Origin of the sequence: Streptomyces sp. NRRL F-525 (assembly GCF_000716605.1) — a bacterium.
In the GTDB taxonomy this organism is placed as follows: domain Bacteria; phylum Actinomycetota; class Actinomycetes; order Streptomycetales; family Streptomycetaceae; genus Streptomyces.
On the sequence record NZ_JNXE01000002.1, the window covers coordinates 438,308 to 454,561 of the forward strand.

At 68.9% G+C, this 16,254-nt stretch carries 12 protein-coding genes and 1 riboswitch; of the genes, 1 reads left to right on the plus strand and 11 read right to left on the minus strand.

From position 1 onward, the window contains the following. Positions 1-55: 55 nt before the first annotated feature. The 11 genes from OO69_RS05030 to OO69_RS05075 form a co-directional block, all read right to left on the minus strand. Positions 56-853, minus strand: a complete 798-nt coding sequence (locus OO69_RS05030; RefSeq protein ID WP_199810880.1) for an amino acid ABC transporter ATP-binding protein — start codon at positions 851-853, stop codon at positions 56-58. Beyond that, positions 850-1,830, minus strand: a complete 981-nt coding sequence (locus OO69_RS05035) for an amino acid ABC transporter permease (protein ID WP_033279155.1) — start codon at positions 1,828-1,830, stop codon at positions 850-852. The genes OO69_RS05030 and OO69_RS05035 overlap by 4 nt, the downstream gene beginning before the upstream one ends. A 334-nt stretch (positions 1,831-2,164) precedes the next feature. Further along, positions 2,165-2,274, minus strand: a riboswitch (SAM riboswitch). Between the two features lie 77 nt (positions 2,275-2,351). After that, positions 2,352-3,236: a glutathione S-transferase C-terminal domain-containing protein gene (locus OO69_RS05040; protein WP_033279156.1), complete on the minus strand. Its 885-nt coding sequence runs from the start codon at positions 3,234-3,236 to the stop codon at positions 2,352-2,354. Positions 3,237-3,304: 68 nt separating this feature from the next. Further along, a complete protein-coding gene (locus OO69_RS53690) occupies positions 3,305-3,415 on the minus strand; it encodes a putative leader peptide (protein WP_318020330.1) in 111 nt (36 codons plus the stop codon). A gap of 118 nt (positions 3,416-3,533) precedes the next feature. Further along, complete coding sequence (locus tag OO69_RS05045; RefSeq protein WP_033279157.1) at positions 3,534-4,784, minus strand: alginate lyase family protein; 1,251 nt, start codon at positions 4,782-4,784, stop codon at positions 3,534-3,536. Between the two features lie 27 nt (positions 4,785-4,811). Continuing rightward, positions 4,812-8,060, minus strand: a complete 3,249-nt coding sequence (locus OO69_RS05050; RefSeq protein ID WP_420707851.1) for an alginate lyase family protein — start codon at positions 8,058-8,060, stop codon at positions 4,812-4,814. A 197-nt stretch (positions 8,061-8,257) separates the two neighbouring features. Next, on the minus strand, positions 8,258-9,787 hold the full coding sequence (locus tag OO69_RS05055; protein WP_033279159.1) for a glycosyl hydrolase family 28 protein: 1,530 nt from the start codon (positions 9,785-9,787) through the stop codon (positions 8,258-8,260). A 34-nt stretch (positions 9,788-9,821) separates the two neighbouring features. Next, positions 9,822-10,679, minus strand: a complete 858-nt coding sequence (locus OO69_RS05060) for a carbohydrate ABC transporter permease (RefSeq protein ID WP_033279160.1) — start codon at positions 10,677-10,679, stop codon at positions 9,822-9,824. Next, complete coding sequence (locus OO69_RS05065; protein WP_033279161.1) at positions 10,676-11,674, minus strand: carbohydrate ABC transporter permease; 999 nt, start codon at positions 11,672-11,674, stop codon at positions 10,676-10,678. Before OO69_RS05065 ends, OO69_RS05060 begins: the two co-directional genes overlap by 4 nt. Beyond that, on the minus strand, positions 11,671-13,020 hold the full coding sequence (locus tag OO69_RS05070; RefSeq protein WP_033279162.1) for an extracellular solute-binding protein: 1,350 nt from the start codon (positions 13,018-13,020) through the stop codon (positions 11,671-11,673). The genes OO69_RS05065 and OO69_RS05070 overlap by 4 nt, the downstream gene beginning before the upstream one ends. A gap of 243 nt (positions 13,021-13,263) precedes the next feature. Next, the gene (locus tag OO69_RS05075) at positions 13,264-15,081 is read right to left on the minus strand and encodes an ABC transporter ATP-binding protein (protein ID WP_199810881.1); all 1,818 of its coding nucleotides are present in this window, start codon (positions 15,079-15,081) and stop codon (positions 13,264-13,266) included. 142 nt (positions 15,082-15,223) lie between these two features. Here OO69_RS05075 and OO69_RS05080 point away from each other — a divergent pair, with 142 nt between their 5' ends. Next, positions 15,224-16,252: a glycoside hydrolase family 43 protein gene (locus tag OO69_RS05080; RefSeq protein ID WP_033279164.1), complete on the plus strand. Its 1,029-nt coding sequence runs from the start codon at positions 15,224-15,226 to the stop codon at positions 16,250-16,252. The last annotated feature ends 2 nt before the right edge of the window (positions 16,253-16,254 follow it).

Here is a 16,254-nt window from a genome sequence, read left to right on the forward strand (position 1 = left end):
AGGGCTGCTGAAGGTGGAAGTGCTGGGCTGCTGAAGGGGAAAGTGCGGGTGGGACTCAGAGGACCTTGCTGAGGAAGTCCCTGGTCCGTTCGTGCTGTGGCTTGTCGAGGACCTCGTGGGGCGGGCCCTGCTCGACGATCTTTCCGCCGTCGATGAAGACGACCCGGTCGGCGACCTCGCGGGCGAAGCCGATCTCGTGGGTGACGATGACGAGGGTGGTGCCGCTGGTCGCCAAGTCCTTGATGACGGCGAGGACTTCACCGACAAGTTCGGGGTCGAGGGCGGAGGTCGGCTCGTCGAAGAGGATGACGCCGGGACGCAGGGCGAGGGCGCGTGCGATGGCCACGCGCTGCTGCTGACCGCCGGAGAGCTGCCTCGGGTAGGCGCCGGTCTTCTCGGCGAGACCGACGCGGCCGAGCAACTCCCGGGCCAGTTCCAGGGCTTCGGGCTTGCCGAGCCTGCCGGTGGCGACCGGTGCCGCGGCCACGTTGTCCAGCACGGTCAGGTGCGGGAAGAGGTTGAAGTTCTGGAAGACGAACCCGATCCGGCTGCGCTGCGCGAGGATGGCCCGCTCGCTCAACTCCTTGAGCCTGCCGCCCTGTTGCCGCACTCCGATCAGCTCGCCGTTGACGCTGACGTAGCCGATCTCTGGCTTCTCCAGGTGGTTGATGACCCGCAGCAGCGTGGACTTCCCGGAGCCGGAGGGGCCGAGGATCACGGTGACCTCGCCGGGTCGTACGGTCAAGTCGACGCCGTCCAGGACCCGGTGGGCGCCGTACCACTTGTGCACGTCGTGCACCTCTACGGCGGCGGGTGTGATGTCCGCCAGCGGTTCGACGGTGTTCGTGGTCATACGGCGGCCTCCCTGCGGATGCGGGCCCGCAGGTCGGTGACACCGGTGCGGAGTTTCTGGATCGGGGTCGGCGGCAGGGAGCGGGTGGCGCCCCGGGCGTAGTGCCGCTCGACGTAGAACTGGATGACGGACACGACGCTGGTCAGGATCAGGTACCAGACGGTGACCACGAGGAGCAGCGGCACGATGTCGCCGGGGTAGGTGGAGCCCATGGACTGGGCGGTGCCGAACAGGTCGAGCAGGGAGACGTAGAAGACCAGCGAGGTGCTCTTGATCAGGCCGATCAGCTGGTTGACGTAGTTCGGGGTGATGGAGCGCAGCGCCTGTGGGAAGACGATTCTGCGGAACTGGTAGCCCTTGGGGAGGCCGAGGGCGGAGGCCGCCTCGTGCTGGCCCTGGTCGACGGAGAGGATGCCGCCGCGGACCACCTCCGCCGCGTAGGCCGCCTCGTTGAGGCTGAGGCCGACGACGGCGACGGCCATGTCGGTGGCCAGTTTCGACTCGTCGAAGGAGAAGAAGGCGGGGCCGAAGGGGACGCCGATGCTGAGGGTCTGGTACAGGGCGCTGAAGTTGTAGAGGAAGATCAGGACGACGATGAGCGGGATCGAGCGCAGGGCCCACACGTAGGTCCAGCTCGTCGCGCGCAGCACGGGGCTCTTCGAGAGCCGGGCCAGGGCGAGCAGGATGCCGCCGACGAGGCCCAACACCGCGCTCAGTGCGGCGACTTCGAGGGTGATGACGAGTCCGTCGAGGATCGTCGGGCGCAGGAACCAGTAACCGAAGCGGCCCCATTGGTAGAAGGGGTTGGTCGCCAGGCCGTGGACGAACTGGGCGACCAGCACCAGCACGACCAGGGTGACGATCCACCGGCCGGGCCGGCGCAGCGGCTGAACTCGCTGTGCTGTCAGGGGTTTTGACGGGGCGTCGGCGGACGGGGCGTCGGCCAGGGACACGGTGGTGCCCGGGGGTTCAGTCATGGAGGGCTCCGGCGGGTTCACAGACCCCGGTCCGTGGCGGTGGACGCGCGACGGCGAGCGGCACGCGCGGGTGCACGGGACCGGGGGCGGGGAGGGGGCAGGCACACCGGCGGAGGCGGGTGTGCGTCAGAGGTGCGTGGGCCGAGTGGTCGTCAGGCCCGACAGCGGGCGCGGCCCGGTGCGGTACACAGTGCGCTGCTGACCCGGAGCAGATCGACAGCGCGGTCGGCGACGAACAGGTTGGCGTACGACCGTACGCAGCCCTGCGGGCGGCATGTGGCCGTCCTGAGAGCTGCGTACATGGCGTCACCCGTCACTGTTCCGGCCCCGCGGGGCCTCGCGCTTACCGAAAAGGTCATCCGGTCCGGTCGTCACCTGGGGCACCCCACCGCGTGCGAGGGTTGCCGGTCAGCAAGCCAGGGCTTGTCGCTGACACTCATGACCTTTCTGGTTCGCAAGTTAAGACAATTGTCCGAACGTATGTCAATGGCCGTCCATCAACTGGACGGCCCAGACCGCGCTCAGCTGCGGCAAGCTCCCGTTTCGTCCGCCGCGTGGGCCGCCCAGTCCAGGATCTGGACAGCCGCGCCGGCGGCCTCCAGGCCCCGGCAGCGGGCGTGGTGGCGGCGGGCGATGCCGTCGAGGTCGAGGTGGGTGCCGAAGGCCGGGTGGGCGGCGAGACGGCGGGCGTAGGCCCACAGGTGGGGGTGGTCGGCGATGCGCTGGACCGCGGCGGCGTCCAGGTGGTTGCGGTGCACGGTGTCGAGTTGGACCAGCGAGACCCACAACTCGACGTCGGCGGCGGTGAGTTCGTCACGGATCATGTGCTCGCGGCCGTCCAGCCACCGGTCCAGCGAACCCAGAGTCTCCAGCAGCCGGGCGACCGCCTCGTCGCGCTCCGCCTGCTCGACACCGGCCGCGCCGGCGCGCTGCGCGGCGTCCTCGATGCCGTCCGCGCACAGCCGCTCGACGGCCTCGATCTCCGACTCGGCACCGCACGGGTACAGCTGGGGTCCGCCCTCGCCGAAGTGCCGGGCGAGGTCGCGCATGATGTCGGGGGCATGCGTGCTGACGATCCGGCCGGACCAGTCGTCGCTGAGCACCGGCGCGGCGGCCGGTCCCGAGTAGTGGTGCGCGCTCGCCTCGTAGAGCGGGCGCAGCGCGGAGTGTCCACCACTCGGACAGTCGGGTACGGCGGACAGGAACACGGCCGGACAGCTCTCGTCGAGGCCGAGCAGGCTGTGGGTGACGGCGATGCGCAGGCCGTCGGCGCAGGCGGTGGACAGATGGACGCGGTAGCGGCGCGGCACGGCGTAGTGCCCGCTGCGCGCGTCGCGTCCGATCCGGCCCCGGAACGTGGGGGCGGACCGGGGCGAGGGGATGGCGGCGAGAGGCGTGCTGGACATGGGACTCCCCGGGTACGGGCGCGTGGACGTACGCGCGGCGGAAGCGTCGTCGTGCGGAGGGCGGGGGTTCAGCGCAGGGGGTTCAGTGCGCTGCAGACCCGCAGCAGGTCGATGTGACGGCGGGAGGTCAGAAGGGGCGAACGGTCCACGCGACGAGTGGTGACCGGCTCAAGCCCCATGTTTCCCTACCTGTTCACTAGGATTCCCTACTGGAGTGTCGATCCGCCGCGACCCGCGGTCAAGAGGGCGTCCACGGACCGGGCACCTACCGCCCGCCCCGTGGACACCCCGGCGCCGCTACTTCGCGTACATCAGCGTGCCGAACCCGAGCTGGTCGTAGCCGCCGCTGTCGGAGCCGTAGTCACCTCCCCCGCCCTCGGGTGCGACGAGGTCGTAGTACATGGCCGAGATGTACTTGTCGTCGAGGCCGATCCGCCGGTTGTAGTGGAAGTGGAGCATCGCCCACACCGGCCGGATCTGGCCGCGCGAGGCGGAGGAGATCACCGTCTGGGACGACTGGGCGCAGCTCTGCCCGGTGCCCCAGGTGTAGGTGGTGAAGGGCACGTCACCGCCGCTGTTGTACTTCGCGACGTACTGGGCGGCCTTCATGAAGCGGCGGCTGTCGTACGAGTAGAGGTCGTCGCCCTGGTTCCAGGCCATCTCGCAGACCGCGCCCATCTGGCCCATGCCCAGGGCGGTGTGGCCCTGGTCGCGGCCCGACTCCTGCCACTGGCCCAGCGCGTAGCCGTCCGCGTCGGTATACAGATACGGCACCGCGTGCGCGATCGACCCGTTGCCCGCACCGGACTTGAAGTACGTGACGGCCTGGTCGTACTTGGCGGAGTCCTCGTTCAGGATCCCGATGGCCAGCACGGACGCCATGTTGCAGAGGTCCCAGTTGGCCCAGTAGTTGGTGATGCAGGCGTCGTTGTGGTTGGTCAGGAAGCTGTTGTTCATCGGGTAGAAGACGTTCGCCATCAGCTCCTGCGCGGCGGCGAGGTCGAACCCCGAGTAGTCCCGCATCAGTTCGCACGCGTTGGCGAACTGCCAGCCGTAGAGGCCGGCCGCGAGGAACCGGTCGGCGTCGCCGCCGATCGAAGTGAGCGTCGTGGACCAGGCGTTGAGGATGTTCGCGGCGCAGACCGCGTTGGCCTCGGTGCCGCCGACCTTCCAGCGCAGGGCGTTCTGGTAGGCGGCGGCGATGTCGTTGTAGAGGAGGCTGTAGTTCTGTCCCGTGCCGCCTCGGATGATCGTCGCCGTCGCCCGGTTCGTCCAGGTCGACTGGGAGTGGGAGTTGGCGGTCAGCCTGTTCCAGCCGGACAGCCAGGGGTCGGTTCCCGCCGCGACCCTGACCTTGGCGCGGTTGATGTCGCCGGCGTTGTGCAGCATGCCGGGGTGGGTGAACGTGGCCGGTGCCGCGTGTGCGGCCGTGGCCACCGTGGCGCCGCCCAGGGCGACGGCTGCGGTGAGCCCGCCGGCGGTCTTCAACAGACCGCGGCGGCTCAACTCGGTTCTGCGGAGGTGCTCGTGGGGGGACGTGCGGCTCATTGCGGTGCATCTCCAATCCATGAAGGATCAGGTGGGCGTGATGCTCACCTCGTCGAACTCGGCGGTGCAGCGGACCAGTTGGCTGCGCGAGCAGACCACCAGCCCGACGTGGTAAGGGGCGTCACCGAAGCCGGGGATCTCTCCGTCGGCGAGGGGGGTCCAGGTGACACCGTCATCGGTGGACAGCGCCGCGCTGAAGGCGGTCCCGACGCGCTTCAGCCGCAGCAGGGTCGGGAGGGTGACAGCGGCTCCGCCGGTGAAGGCGGAGGCACCGGCCACGGTCTTCCGGAGCATGAGCTGGGCACTGGTCCCGCCGGTGACGATCGCCCCGGCGGCCTGGTCGAACGGCGACAGCGACTTCGCCATGAGCAGCCCGACCCGGTCCGTGATCACCCCGCTGCGGGTGACGATCCGGGCGACGACCTCGCAGTCACCGCTGACGGGCCGCCGTACGAACTGCCCTGTCATCCCTTGGCCGTTGGCGTTGAGATCGACACCCGCGCCCCGCACGGTGAAGGTCCCGCCGTCGTACGACGTACTGCCCGGCGTCGTGATCGCCACCACGCCCAGCGTCCCGAAGGCGCGGTCGTCGAGCACGGTGTCTCCGAGATCGCCGTACGTCCACGGCGCGGGCGGCGCGGTACCGACCGTGAGGGCGAGGGTGCCGGTCGCGGTTCCGGAGGCGTTGCCCGCGGTCGTCGCGACCGTGAACTCGCCGGTCTCCGTGGGGATTCCGGAGATCAGGCCGGTGTGGCGATCGATGCGGAGACCGGCGGGCAGGCCGACTGCGGTGAACCGTATGGGCTCGTGTGAGGCTCGCAGCAGATGCTGGAAGGTAGCGCCATGGTTAGTGAACGCGCTAGTGGCTGAGGTGAGTTGGGGTTGCGCCGGGGTCGGCGTCGCGGCTTGCGCCGGTGTCGAACGCGGCCCGCGTCCACCGGCGTTGGTCTTCGCGACCGTGTAGTGGTACGTCGTTCCCGGCGTCCCCGTAGCATCGGTGTACCGGATGCGGGTACCGAAGCCGACGGGGCCCACGCGGGTGGCGAGAGTCTTGTACGGTCCGCCCGTGCGGGTGGCCCGCAGCACGGTGTACTCGGCGGAGAGGTCCGGGTCGGTCCAGGCCAACTCGACGGCGTCGGTGCCGGTTTGGGCCCTTAGGTCGGTGGCGGAGCGGGCCGGGCGGGGTACGCGCCAGACCGTGCCGGACGACGATGTCACGGTGACGTTGTCGAAAGCGCCGGTGCCGGTCTCGGCGTAGTCCTCCTCGACGCCGAGGCAGGAGGTGAGGGCGAGTCCGGCGTATGCGGTGCGCCCCAACTCGACCTCGGTGGAGCCGACTTCGGTCCAGTGGACACCGTCCGGGGAGATGGCGCCGGTGCAGCGCACGCCCTTGCGGGTCACGCGTACCCAGTAGGGCGCCCGGAGCCGGTAACCGTCGCCCGCGCCCTCGACATACGGCGCCTCCAGCGGGGTCGCCGACTCGGGCAGCGTGCCGAGGCTGGAGATCGGGAAGGCGGCGTTCACCGTGATCGCCTGCTGCTGGGAGGGCGGTACAGGGGTGCTGCCGGTCGCGGAGATCTGCGCATCGGCCGACGGACGTACCGTCCACACCCCGCTCCACGTGTGCAGCGGCAGCCCCTGGATCAGCATCGAGGCGTGCGCCGCGTCCGGGTCGAGGGAGGCCCGGACGGTGACGCCGATCTTGGAGTACTGCGAGCTGAGCGGCCACACGATCCGCGCGGTGACCGTACCGTCGCCGCGCAGCGGGAGATGGACGAGACGGTAGGTGTCGGAGTTCCCGCTGGCCTCCAGGACGAAGCGCTCGCCGTCGAAGGCGGCGGAACCGGGGACCTTCACGCTACCCACGTCCCGGGTCGACCAGGGCGAGGGAAGACCGGCGGAGGCGGCCGCCCATGTCGAACTGCTGCTCCCGCCATGGGCGTTGGTGGCGGCGACGGTGTAGTAGTACGTCCGCCCCGCGTGCACGTTCCGGTCGGTGTACGTCGGCCGGGCGACGCCGGACGCGATCTTCTCGTAGCGGCCGTCCACGTCGGTGGCCCGTAGGACCGTGTAGGTGTCGGCCCAGGTCGAGGGCAGCCAACTCACCGTCACGGACCGGTCGTTGCCGATCGCCGTGACTCCGGCCGGTGGTGTCGGCACGGTGGGCGAGGAGGTCGCAGCACCGGCGTAGGCGAAGGTGCCCCAACTCGGGAGGTCGTCGTTGCTGCCCTCGATGACGCGGGTTCCGCCGGTGCCGCGGAAGACGGCGTTCTTCGTGTACGGGGTGTCCAGGCCGCGCACACCGGCGTAATGGGCGTACGCCATCTCGTAGATGGGCGGCAGGGTGCCGCGTGACGTGGCCGAGACCGCCGTCTTGATGTACTTGCCGGTGCGGTCGAGGTCAGGGGTGAAGGGGACGTCGCCGCCGAGGTTGTAGCGGGCGGCGTACTCGACGTTGGCGAGGATGCGGTTGTCGTCGAAGCCCCAGAGGTCGACGCCCTGGTTCCAGGCGACCTGTGCCGCGTCCGCCAACAGGCCGACGGCGAGCTGCTCGTGGCCCTGGTCGCGGCCGGACTCCTGACCCTGGCCGGCGTCGGTGACGATGCGGTGGAGGACGCTGCCGTTGCCGGCGCCGGCCGCGGCGAAGCGGAGCGCGTCGTAGAAGAGGGTGGGTTCTTCGCAGAACACGCCTATGGCCAGCAGGGATTGAAGGGACGTCAGGTCCCAGTTGCCGTTGGCGTAGAACATGTAGCCGGACAGCGCCGGGTACCAGACGCGGAGGAAGGACTCCTCGCAGCGGGCGATGTCGGCGGCGGCCCAGCCGTCGTAGCCGGTGTGGCGGAGGAGTTCGGCGGCGTTGGCGAACTTGAAGGCCTGAAGGCCCGCGCCGAGGGGGCCGTCGGCTCCGGTGATGGCGGTGAGGGAAGTCGACCAGGCGTTGAGGATGTCGCGGGCCTTGTCGGCGTGTGCGGTGTCTCCGGTGACGGACCAGATGAGGGCGTTCTGGTAGGCGGCGGCCGAGTCGGCGACGGCCTGGTTCTGGTAGTTGGCGGGGCCGCGGCCCCAGGTGGTGATCTGGCCCGTGTTCTGCACGGCGTACGACGAGGAGGAGCGGGCGTTCGCCGCGAGCGCCAAGTAGCCGTCGTAGACCGGGGATTGCTTGGCGGCGACCGCTGCTTTCATGCGGGCGAGGTCGTCGGCGGTGTGCAGCAGGCCGGGGTGAGTGAAGGCTGGGGTGTGATTCTCGGCGGCCCGGACGGTGCCAGGCACGAGCAGTCCGCTCGCGCCCGAGACCAGCAGCAGGGACGCAACGCCGCCGAGGAAGCCCCGACGGCTAAGCGGACCCGATGAAGTCACCTGCGGTTCGACAGCGCCGTTAAGGGGCGCGGGGAACTGCGCGCCCAGCCCCGACGGCGCCGCAGCCGCCCCACGACGGCTCCCCGCTCTTCCAGCGGAGCTAGGTGCGGGGTTCGTCATGACGCGGCAGCCGCCTCTGCTTCGGCCGTGGTCAGGAACTTCAGGTTGGTGACGTGCTCGTTGTAGAACCACTGGATCGCGTCGGTGGTGTAGTACCAGCTCGGCTTCTTCATCGAGTCGGCGACGACGACCCCGTTGATCACCAGGTTCTCGAACGTGACGTTGTTGATGGCGTGTTCGGCGTCATAGCCGAGGAAGAGCGACGGGTTGGCGTGCGTACCCGTGTAGCTGAGGTTCTTGACGTACACGTCCTCGATGCCGCGGCCGACCGAGGTGTTGTACTTCGGGTTGAACATGACCTTCATGTAAATGACCTGGCCCCAGCGGAAGTCCTCGACCCGGACGTCCTCGATGCGCACGTTCTTGATCAGGTTGGAGTCGCCGGGGTTGAGGGCGATGCAGCCCTGGTAGTTCATCTGGGGTTCGCGGTGGTCGAGGACGTCGATGTTCTTGATGACGAGGTTCTCGATCGTCTCGGGAGCGTCGGAGTTGCCGTGTGTGCCGACGTTGATCGGGTGGGCGACATCGGCCCACAGGGTGCAGTTCTTGACGGTGATGTCACGGGTGTCGCCGTAGTAGTCCCAGCGGTGGCAGTAAATGGCGATGCAGTCATCGGAGTTGCGCATGAAGCAGCCGTCGAAGGTGATCCCCGTCGAGGAGAAGACGTCGAAGCCGTCGCCGTTGCCCTTCGAGCTGAACGCCCGCGCCTTGGTGACGTGGACGTTCTCGCTCTCGCCGAACGTGCCCGCGTAACCAGCCGGGTTGAGGATGATGACGTCCTCGATCCGGATGTTCTTGCTGCCCTCGCTGAGGATCGCGCCGCCAGGGTTGTTGTAGAGCACCCCGCGCCCGATGAGGCGGGACTTCTCCACGTTCTTGAAGTAGACCTGCGCGGTCAGGACAGCGCCGCCCGCGAGGTAGACGGTCTTGCCGCTCGGGACGGTGAGGATGTTTCCGGTGACGGTGTGGACGCCGGGGCCGAAGTAGAGGACGTTCGGGTCGTCGGGCGACGGGGTGTGGTGCTCGACGCGGTTGGTGATCAGGTGGAGGGCGTCGAAGATCTCGTCGTTGATCTGGACGACGACGTCCTTGGGCTCGTCGAGGGTGAACCGCAGGGTGTCGCCGAGGAGTTCGGGCGTGATGCCGTACGAGTCGGGTCTCACCCGGGCCTTGGTCGTGCCGCCCTTGAGGTACGTCACCTCGATCTCCACCGAGCCGTTGAAGTCGAAGTACGCCATCGACGAGTTGTAGACCTTGCCCGACCCGGTGGACGCGTTGATCTCCTCGAACTGCGGCCGGTAGATGTCGAGGGTCTGCCAGGTGCCCTGCGGGGTGCTGCGGACCCGCACCTGGAAGCTGGTGTTGGTCGGCATGGTCGTCGGCCGGGGGTAAGTGACCAGCTTGGGGCGGGAGTTGTGGCCGCCACCGGCGTGGGCTGCCGTGGCGGTCAGACCAGTCAGCCCAGCGGCCAGCGCCGTAGCACCGGCCGCCTGGAGGGCCGTACGGCGGGACAGGGGTGTGTTCATGGTGCGACTCCTTGCAACAGGGTTGGCAGGGGGCTTACTTGAGCCCGGTGGTGGACATCCCGGCGACGAACCCCCGCTGGGCGACGAGGAAGACCAGCAGGATGGGGACGACGTACATCACGGAGGCGGCGGCCTGGAGGTCGGCCACCGGGGTGCCGGCCGACGTGACGTAGGTGGACATGACGGCGACCGCGAGGGTGGTGCGGTCGGTGGACAGCAGGAGCTGCGGGGCGATGTAGTCGCCCCAGGTCCAGGTGAAGGCGATCACGAAGCTCGCGCTCAGGACCGGCCAGGACTGCGGAAGGAAGATGCGCCAGAAGATGGTGGCGTAGCCGCAGCCGTCGACGATCGCGGCCTCCTCCAACTCCCTTGGCAGGCCCGCGAAGAACTGCCGGAAGAGGAAGACGAGATACGGCGCGGCGGCCAGCCCCCACAGCACCCACGGCCAGTAGGTGTCGACCATGCCGAGCTTGGCGAAGATCAGGTAGGTCGGCAGCAGGGTGATCATCTGGGGCAGCATCATCGAGCCGAGCAGGATGCCGAAGAGGGTCTTCTTGCCGGGTGCGGAGAGGCGGGCGAAGCCGAAGCCGACCCAGGCGGAGCTGAGGGTGACGAGGGTGGCGTAAATGGTCGCGATAATCAGGGAGTTGCGGGCGTAGCCGAGGAAGTCGATGAGTTGGTAGGCGTCGGCGAAGTTGTGCCACTGGATGTGCTGGGGCAGCCAGTGCACGGGCGAGGCGGCGAGTTCGGCCGGGGTCTTGAGGCCGGCCAGGACGAGCCAGCCGAAGGGGCCGAGGAACAGGCCCGTGACGGCGACGAGGGCCGTGTAGAGGACCAGGCGGCCCGCCCGCACCCGGACCGGGTTCTTCACCAACGGGCTGACGGCGCTCACTTGTTGGCCTCCGGGTCGACGTTGTAGAAGACCACGCCGGACGTGAACCTGAAGATGAGTCCGGTCACGGCGAGGATCAGGACGAAGAGCACCCACAGCAGTGCGGAGGCGTAGCCGTAACGGCCGAGCGCGAAGTACTCCGCGAACACGTGCATCATGTAGAGGTAGTTGGACTGCGGGATCGCGGTGACGCCGCCCGTGGTGCCGTCGGGTGCCAGCAGCAGCGGCATGATGGTCTGCACGGAGGCGATCACGCCGGTCACGGTCTGGAAGAGCAGCACCGGCGAGAGCAGCGGCACGGTGATGCTGCGGAAGGTCCGCCAGGCGCTCGCGCCGTCGATGCGGGCCGCCTCGTGGAGTTCGCGGGGTACGTCCTGGAGCCCGGCCAGCGAGATGATCATGATGTTTCCGGCGCCCCACAGCACGCTCATCAGCAGCACGTAGCGGGCGTAGGGATCGGCCAGCCAGCCAAGGGCGTTGATGCCGAAGATGTTCAACACCCCGTTGGCGGCACCGGAGTTCTGGTCGAAGAGCTGCTTGAAGGCGATGCCCGCGCCGACCGGCGGCACCACAGCCGGCAGATAGAGCAGGGTGCGGAACAACCCACGTGCTTTCAGCGGCCTGTTGACCAGCACCGCGAGCCCGAGCCCGGCCGCGATCGACAACGGCACGGAGGTCACCGCGAACAGGCCCGTGCGGCCCAGCGCGTGCCAGGTCACCGAGTCGGAGAACAGCTCGCGGTAGTTGCCGAGCCCGACGTAGCGCCAGTGCGGGGAGATGCCGTCGAACGTGGTGAAGCTCAGCCACAGCGCGTAGGCCATGGGGAGGACGGTCAGCAGCAGGAAGCCGATGATCCAGGGCGAGGTGAACATGTAGAACGCGCGGTGTCGGCGCCCGGTCGCGGTGGCCCGCAACTGCCGTACCGGTCGCGCCCGTTCACCGCTCGCGGCCGAGCCGGGGCGGCCCGCGACCGTGGTGATCTGATCGACCGTCATCCCACTTGCTCCTTACCGCGCTTGAGCTGCTCGTTCATGGACGAGTTCAGGCGGCCCGCGAGGCTGTCGACGGAGATCCCGCCCGACATCGCGGCAGGGGCGGCCTGGTTGAAGAGGGCGGCGAGCGCGTCGGCCGAGGCGTAGGGCGTGAAGGCGGTCACCGAGAAGTGCTTCAGCTCGGCCTCCTGCACCCGCAACGCCCGCTTCTGGTACGACTCCTGAGCAGGCATCAGGTGGCGCAGGGACTTCAGGCTCGGGATGCCCCAGCCGCTCGACGCGCGCGCCTTGGCCGGTGCCTCGCCGAAGAACCACTCGAAGACCCGCCAGGCGGCGTCCTTGTTGGGGGCCTTCTTCGGCATCCACAGGCCGGTGCCGCCCTGGCAGGGGCTCAGGCGCGGGCCGCCCGCGAAGACCGGGGCGGGGGCGAGGCGGGACACCCGGGCCAGTTTCTTGTCGGTGTCGATCATGCCGCCGAGCCAGTAGCCGCTGCCCGTCATGGCCATCCGGCCTGCCTGATAGGTGGGCCCGTCCCAGCCGTTGGGGTCGGGCTGGATCAGGCTCGGGCCGACCTTGGCCCGGCAGTAGTCGATGTACCAGGCCAGTGCCTTGCGGGCTTCGGGGGTGGTGAAGTCGACGCGGGCGAAGTCGTCGCTGAACAGGCTGCCGCCGGCTGCGGCCGTCAACCCGGCCAGCAGACCTGGGGCGTTGAGGCCGTTGTAGCTGCCGCCGAAGACGGTCGTCTGCCCGTTCTTGCGCTGGGTGAGCCGCCTGGCATCCTCCAACCACTGTTCGTAGGTGACCGGTTGGGTCTCCGGCGGGTAGGCGACGCCCGCCGTGTCGAAGTGCGCAGTGTTGTACCAGTACATGGAGTCCTGGGAGAAGTCCTTCGCCATGCCGTAGCGCGGACCGTTGCCCTGGGTGTGGCCGTCGTAGCGCCACAGGTCGTTGACCGGATCGAGGTCGTCGGCCTTGAGGACGCCGCTCGCGGCGAAGTACGGGTCGAGGTTCTCGACGACGTCCCGGGCCACGAAGTACGGGGCGTCCACGGCGCCGACGCCACGCACCAGGTCCGGCGGGGCGCCGGTGGTCATCATCGCGATCAGCTTGGTGAGGTCGTAGCGCACCAGGTGGATCTTGATGCCGATGTCCTTGTAGGCCTGGGTGACTTGGTCGGTGGTGACGTCGCCGTCCTTGACCATCAGCGTGACGGTCTCGCCCGCTCCGCTCACCCCGGTCGACACCTGCAGCGCGCAGCCACCGAGTGATGCCGCGCCGACTGCCGCACCCGCGCCCGAAAGGGCGAGAAATCGTCGGCGGCTCAGGGGCGCACCAGCACGTGGGTGCATGACCGCACCACCTCCCATAGAAACCGGTCCGCCAATAGAAACCGGTTGTCACGCGTTGGGGCAGAGCTTCTTCCGGCTCGGAAACGGCGTCAAGACCTTAGGCGAACTTTCGAAAAGACTGGGTAACCTCGGCGAGACGGCGCTGGAACGTGGTCGGTTAGAAACCGGTTGTCCGCCGGGCATGGCCGGAGCCCCGGGAATCCGATGGCCGAACTCCCGGGGCTCCGGCCGCCGTTCGGGCCGTCAGTGCAGGTCGGCGGCCTGCTCGGGGGTTTCGTCGAGGAAGCCGCCCGACTGGTGCTGCCAGAGCTTCGCGTAGGCGCCCTCGGTCGCCAACAGTTCCTGGTGCGTGCCTTGTTCGACGATCCGGCCGCGGTCGAGAACGACGAGCCGGTCCATGCCGGCGACGGTGCTCAGCCGGTGGGCGACGACGAGTGCGGTCCGGCCCTCCATGAGCCGCCACAGTGCTTCCTGTACGAGGATCTCGCTCTCGGAGTCGAGCGCGCTGGTCGCCTCGTCGAGGAGCAGGATCGGGGCGTCGCGCAGGATCGCCCGGGCGAGGGCGACGCGTTGGCGCTGTCCGCCGGAGAGCTTGATGCCGCGCTCCCCCACCATCGTCTCGAAGCCGTCCGGCAGCGCGTCGGCGAACTCCGTGACGTGCGCGGCCTCGGCGGCCCGGCGGACCTCGGCGTCGGTGGCGTCGGGCCGGGCGAAGGTGAGGTTCTCGCGCAGGGTGCGGTGGAACATCGCCGGGTCCTGCGGGACGTAGGCGATGAGGCTGCGCAGGTCGGCCTGGCGGAGCTTACTGATGTCCTGGCCGCCGATCAGGATGCGGCCGGCGTCGATGTCCGTCATCCGCAGCAGCAGTCGGCTGAGGGTGGTCTTGCCGCCGCCGGACCGGCCGACGAGGCCGATCTTCGTGCCGCTGGGCACGGTCAGGTCGAGTCCGTCGAAGAGGGTGTCGGCGCCCGCGTGGGCGAAGGTCACGTTCTCGAAGCGGACGTCGGTGGCCCGGGACCGCAGCGGCTCGGGCGAGGCCGGGTCGACCACCGTCGGCGGAGCCATCAACAGCTCGGTGAACTGGGCGGCTTCGGTCATCGAGCTTTCCAGGCGCCGGTAGATCTGGTTGAACTCGAACATGATCCGGGTCGCGTTCGTGTAGTACGTGAACGCGACGACGACGGCCTCGACGCCGTGTTCGCCGCCGCCGAGGGCCACCGCGAGGAGCAGGCCCAGCGCGTTGGTGAGCACGGAGAGCGGTGCGACCAGGGTGTCGATGCGCAGGTTGCCGTAGTCCCAGGAACGAAGGGTCAGGCGCCTCGACTGGGCGACGCGGGACCGGTGTTCGGCGGCCTCGCGTTCCTCGGCGGCGAACGCGCGGACCGTGTCCATGTTCATCAGGCTGTCGGCGACATGGCCGGACACCCGGGCGATGGCCTCCTCGCGCAGGTCGACGAGTGCCTGGCGGCGCCGGATGAGCGGCGCGACGACCAGACCGGTGAGCGCGATCATCGCCAACAGGCCTACGACGAGCAGCGGTTCGTAGCGCCACAGCACGACCGAGCCGAACAGCAGCGGGACCAGGCTGCCCACCACCTGGAACGTCATCGTGTCGACGAACTCCTCGAAGCGGGAGGCGAAGCTCAACACCCGCTTGGTGAGCGACCCGGCGAAGTTGTCGTGGAAGAACGCGGCGTCCTTGGCGAAGAGTTCGTCCATGCCGATCACATACAGGTGCTCGATGCCGAGCGCGTCCAGCCGGTTCAGACAGTGCAGTCCCAGCCGCCAGAACACCTCGGCGAGCAGCAGCACTCCGGCGAACCCGAGGACGTACGGCAGTGTCGTGCGGACGCTGATGTCCGCGTCTCCGGCGATCCGGCCGACGAGCTTGGCGACGATCAGCGGCGCGATGTAGTTGATGCCGATGTTGCCCACGGCGGGCAGCAGTGTGGCGGGCGCGGTCCAGCGGCGGAGCCGGGCCAACTCCCGTCCGTAGTAACGAAGTGCGAGTAACACCGAGCCTTTGCGCGGCCCGATGTCGCGCGATTCAGGCGATCCCATCCCCACCCCATGGTGTCGTCCGGCGCCCGGCAAACGGACTGGCCAGGAAGGGAAGTGTCCCGCGACGGCACGCGCGCAGTCCAAGCGTTTTTCCCTCAACAGCTGTGATGCGCACGGGGTTTGCGGGATCTACGGTGACACCATGGCGACTGATCCAGTGAGCGGGCCGATGCGGCTTGCCGACATGCCGTTGCACGATCCGTTCGTCGTGGCCGACGAGGCGACCCGCACGTATTACCTCTACACGTCCAACGACCCCTCCGTGTCGGGCGTGGAGGGCGTCGGCACGATGGCCTACCGGAGCCATGACCTGCGTGACTGGACGCGTCCCGTGGTGGTGTTCCTGGCGGCGGAGCAGAGCAACCTCTGGGCGGGCGACGGTGGTTGGGCGCCGGAGGTGCAAGCGTGGCAAGGCAGGTACTACCTGTTCACCACACTGCACGACGAGGGCAGTCCACTGCCGGTGCCCCCAACTGGCCGCTGGGGCACACCGTTTCAGCTCGCGAACCACCGGCGGGGCACGATCACGGCCGTGTCCGAATCCCTGCTCGGCCCCTTCACCCCGGTCGACCCCGCACGCCCCACCCCGCCCGAGCACCTCATGACCCTCGACGGCACGCTGTACGTCGACCCGTCCGGGCAGCCGTGGATGGTCTACGCGCACGAGTGGCTGCAGACCGTCGACGGCACGATGGAGGCGATCCGGCTCGCCCCGGACCTGACCGGCACGATCGGCGACCCGGTCTTCCTCTTCAAGGCCTCGGACGCGCCCTGGATCGGCGAGGAGATCCCGGCCGGCGTGCCGCACCAGCTCCCGCCGTACGTCACGGACGGACCACAGTTGTACCGCGCCCCCGACGGGTCGCTGTTCATGCTCTGGTCGACGTACGAGAAGAACGTGCCCGGCGCGGACGGCAGCCTCACCGGGGGCTACGTCCAGACCTACGCCGTCTCCACGTCCGGTGAGATCAAGGGGCCTTGGCGGCAGGAGCGGCCGTTGGTGCGGGAGGACAGCGGGCACGGGATGCTGTTCCGCACGTTCGAGGGGCAGTTGATGATGATCCTGCACCGGCCGTTCGAGAACGCGCGCGGCAAGCTGTACGAGATGGAGCTGACCGGTGACGAGTTGCGGGTGCTGCGGCAGCGCACCGACCTGGACGGTGGCGGATGAAC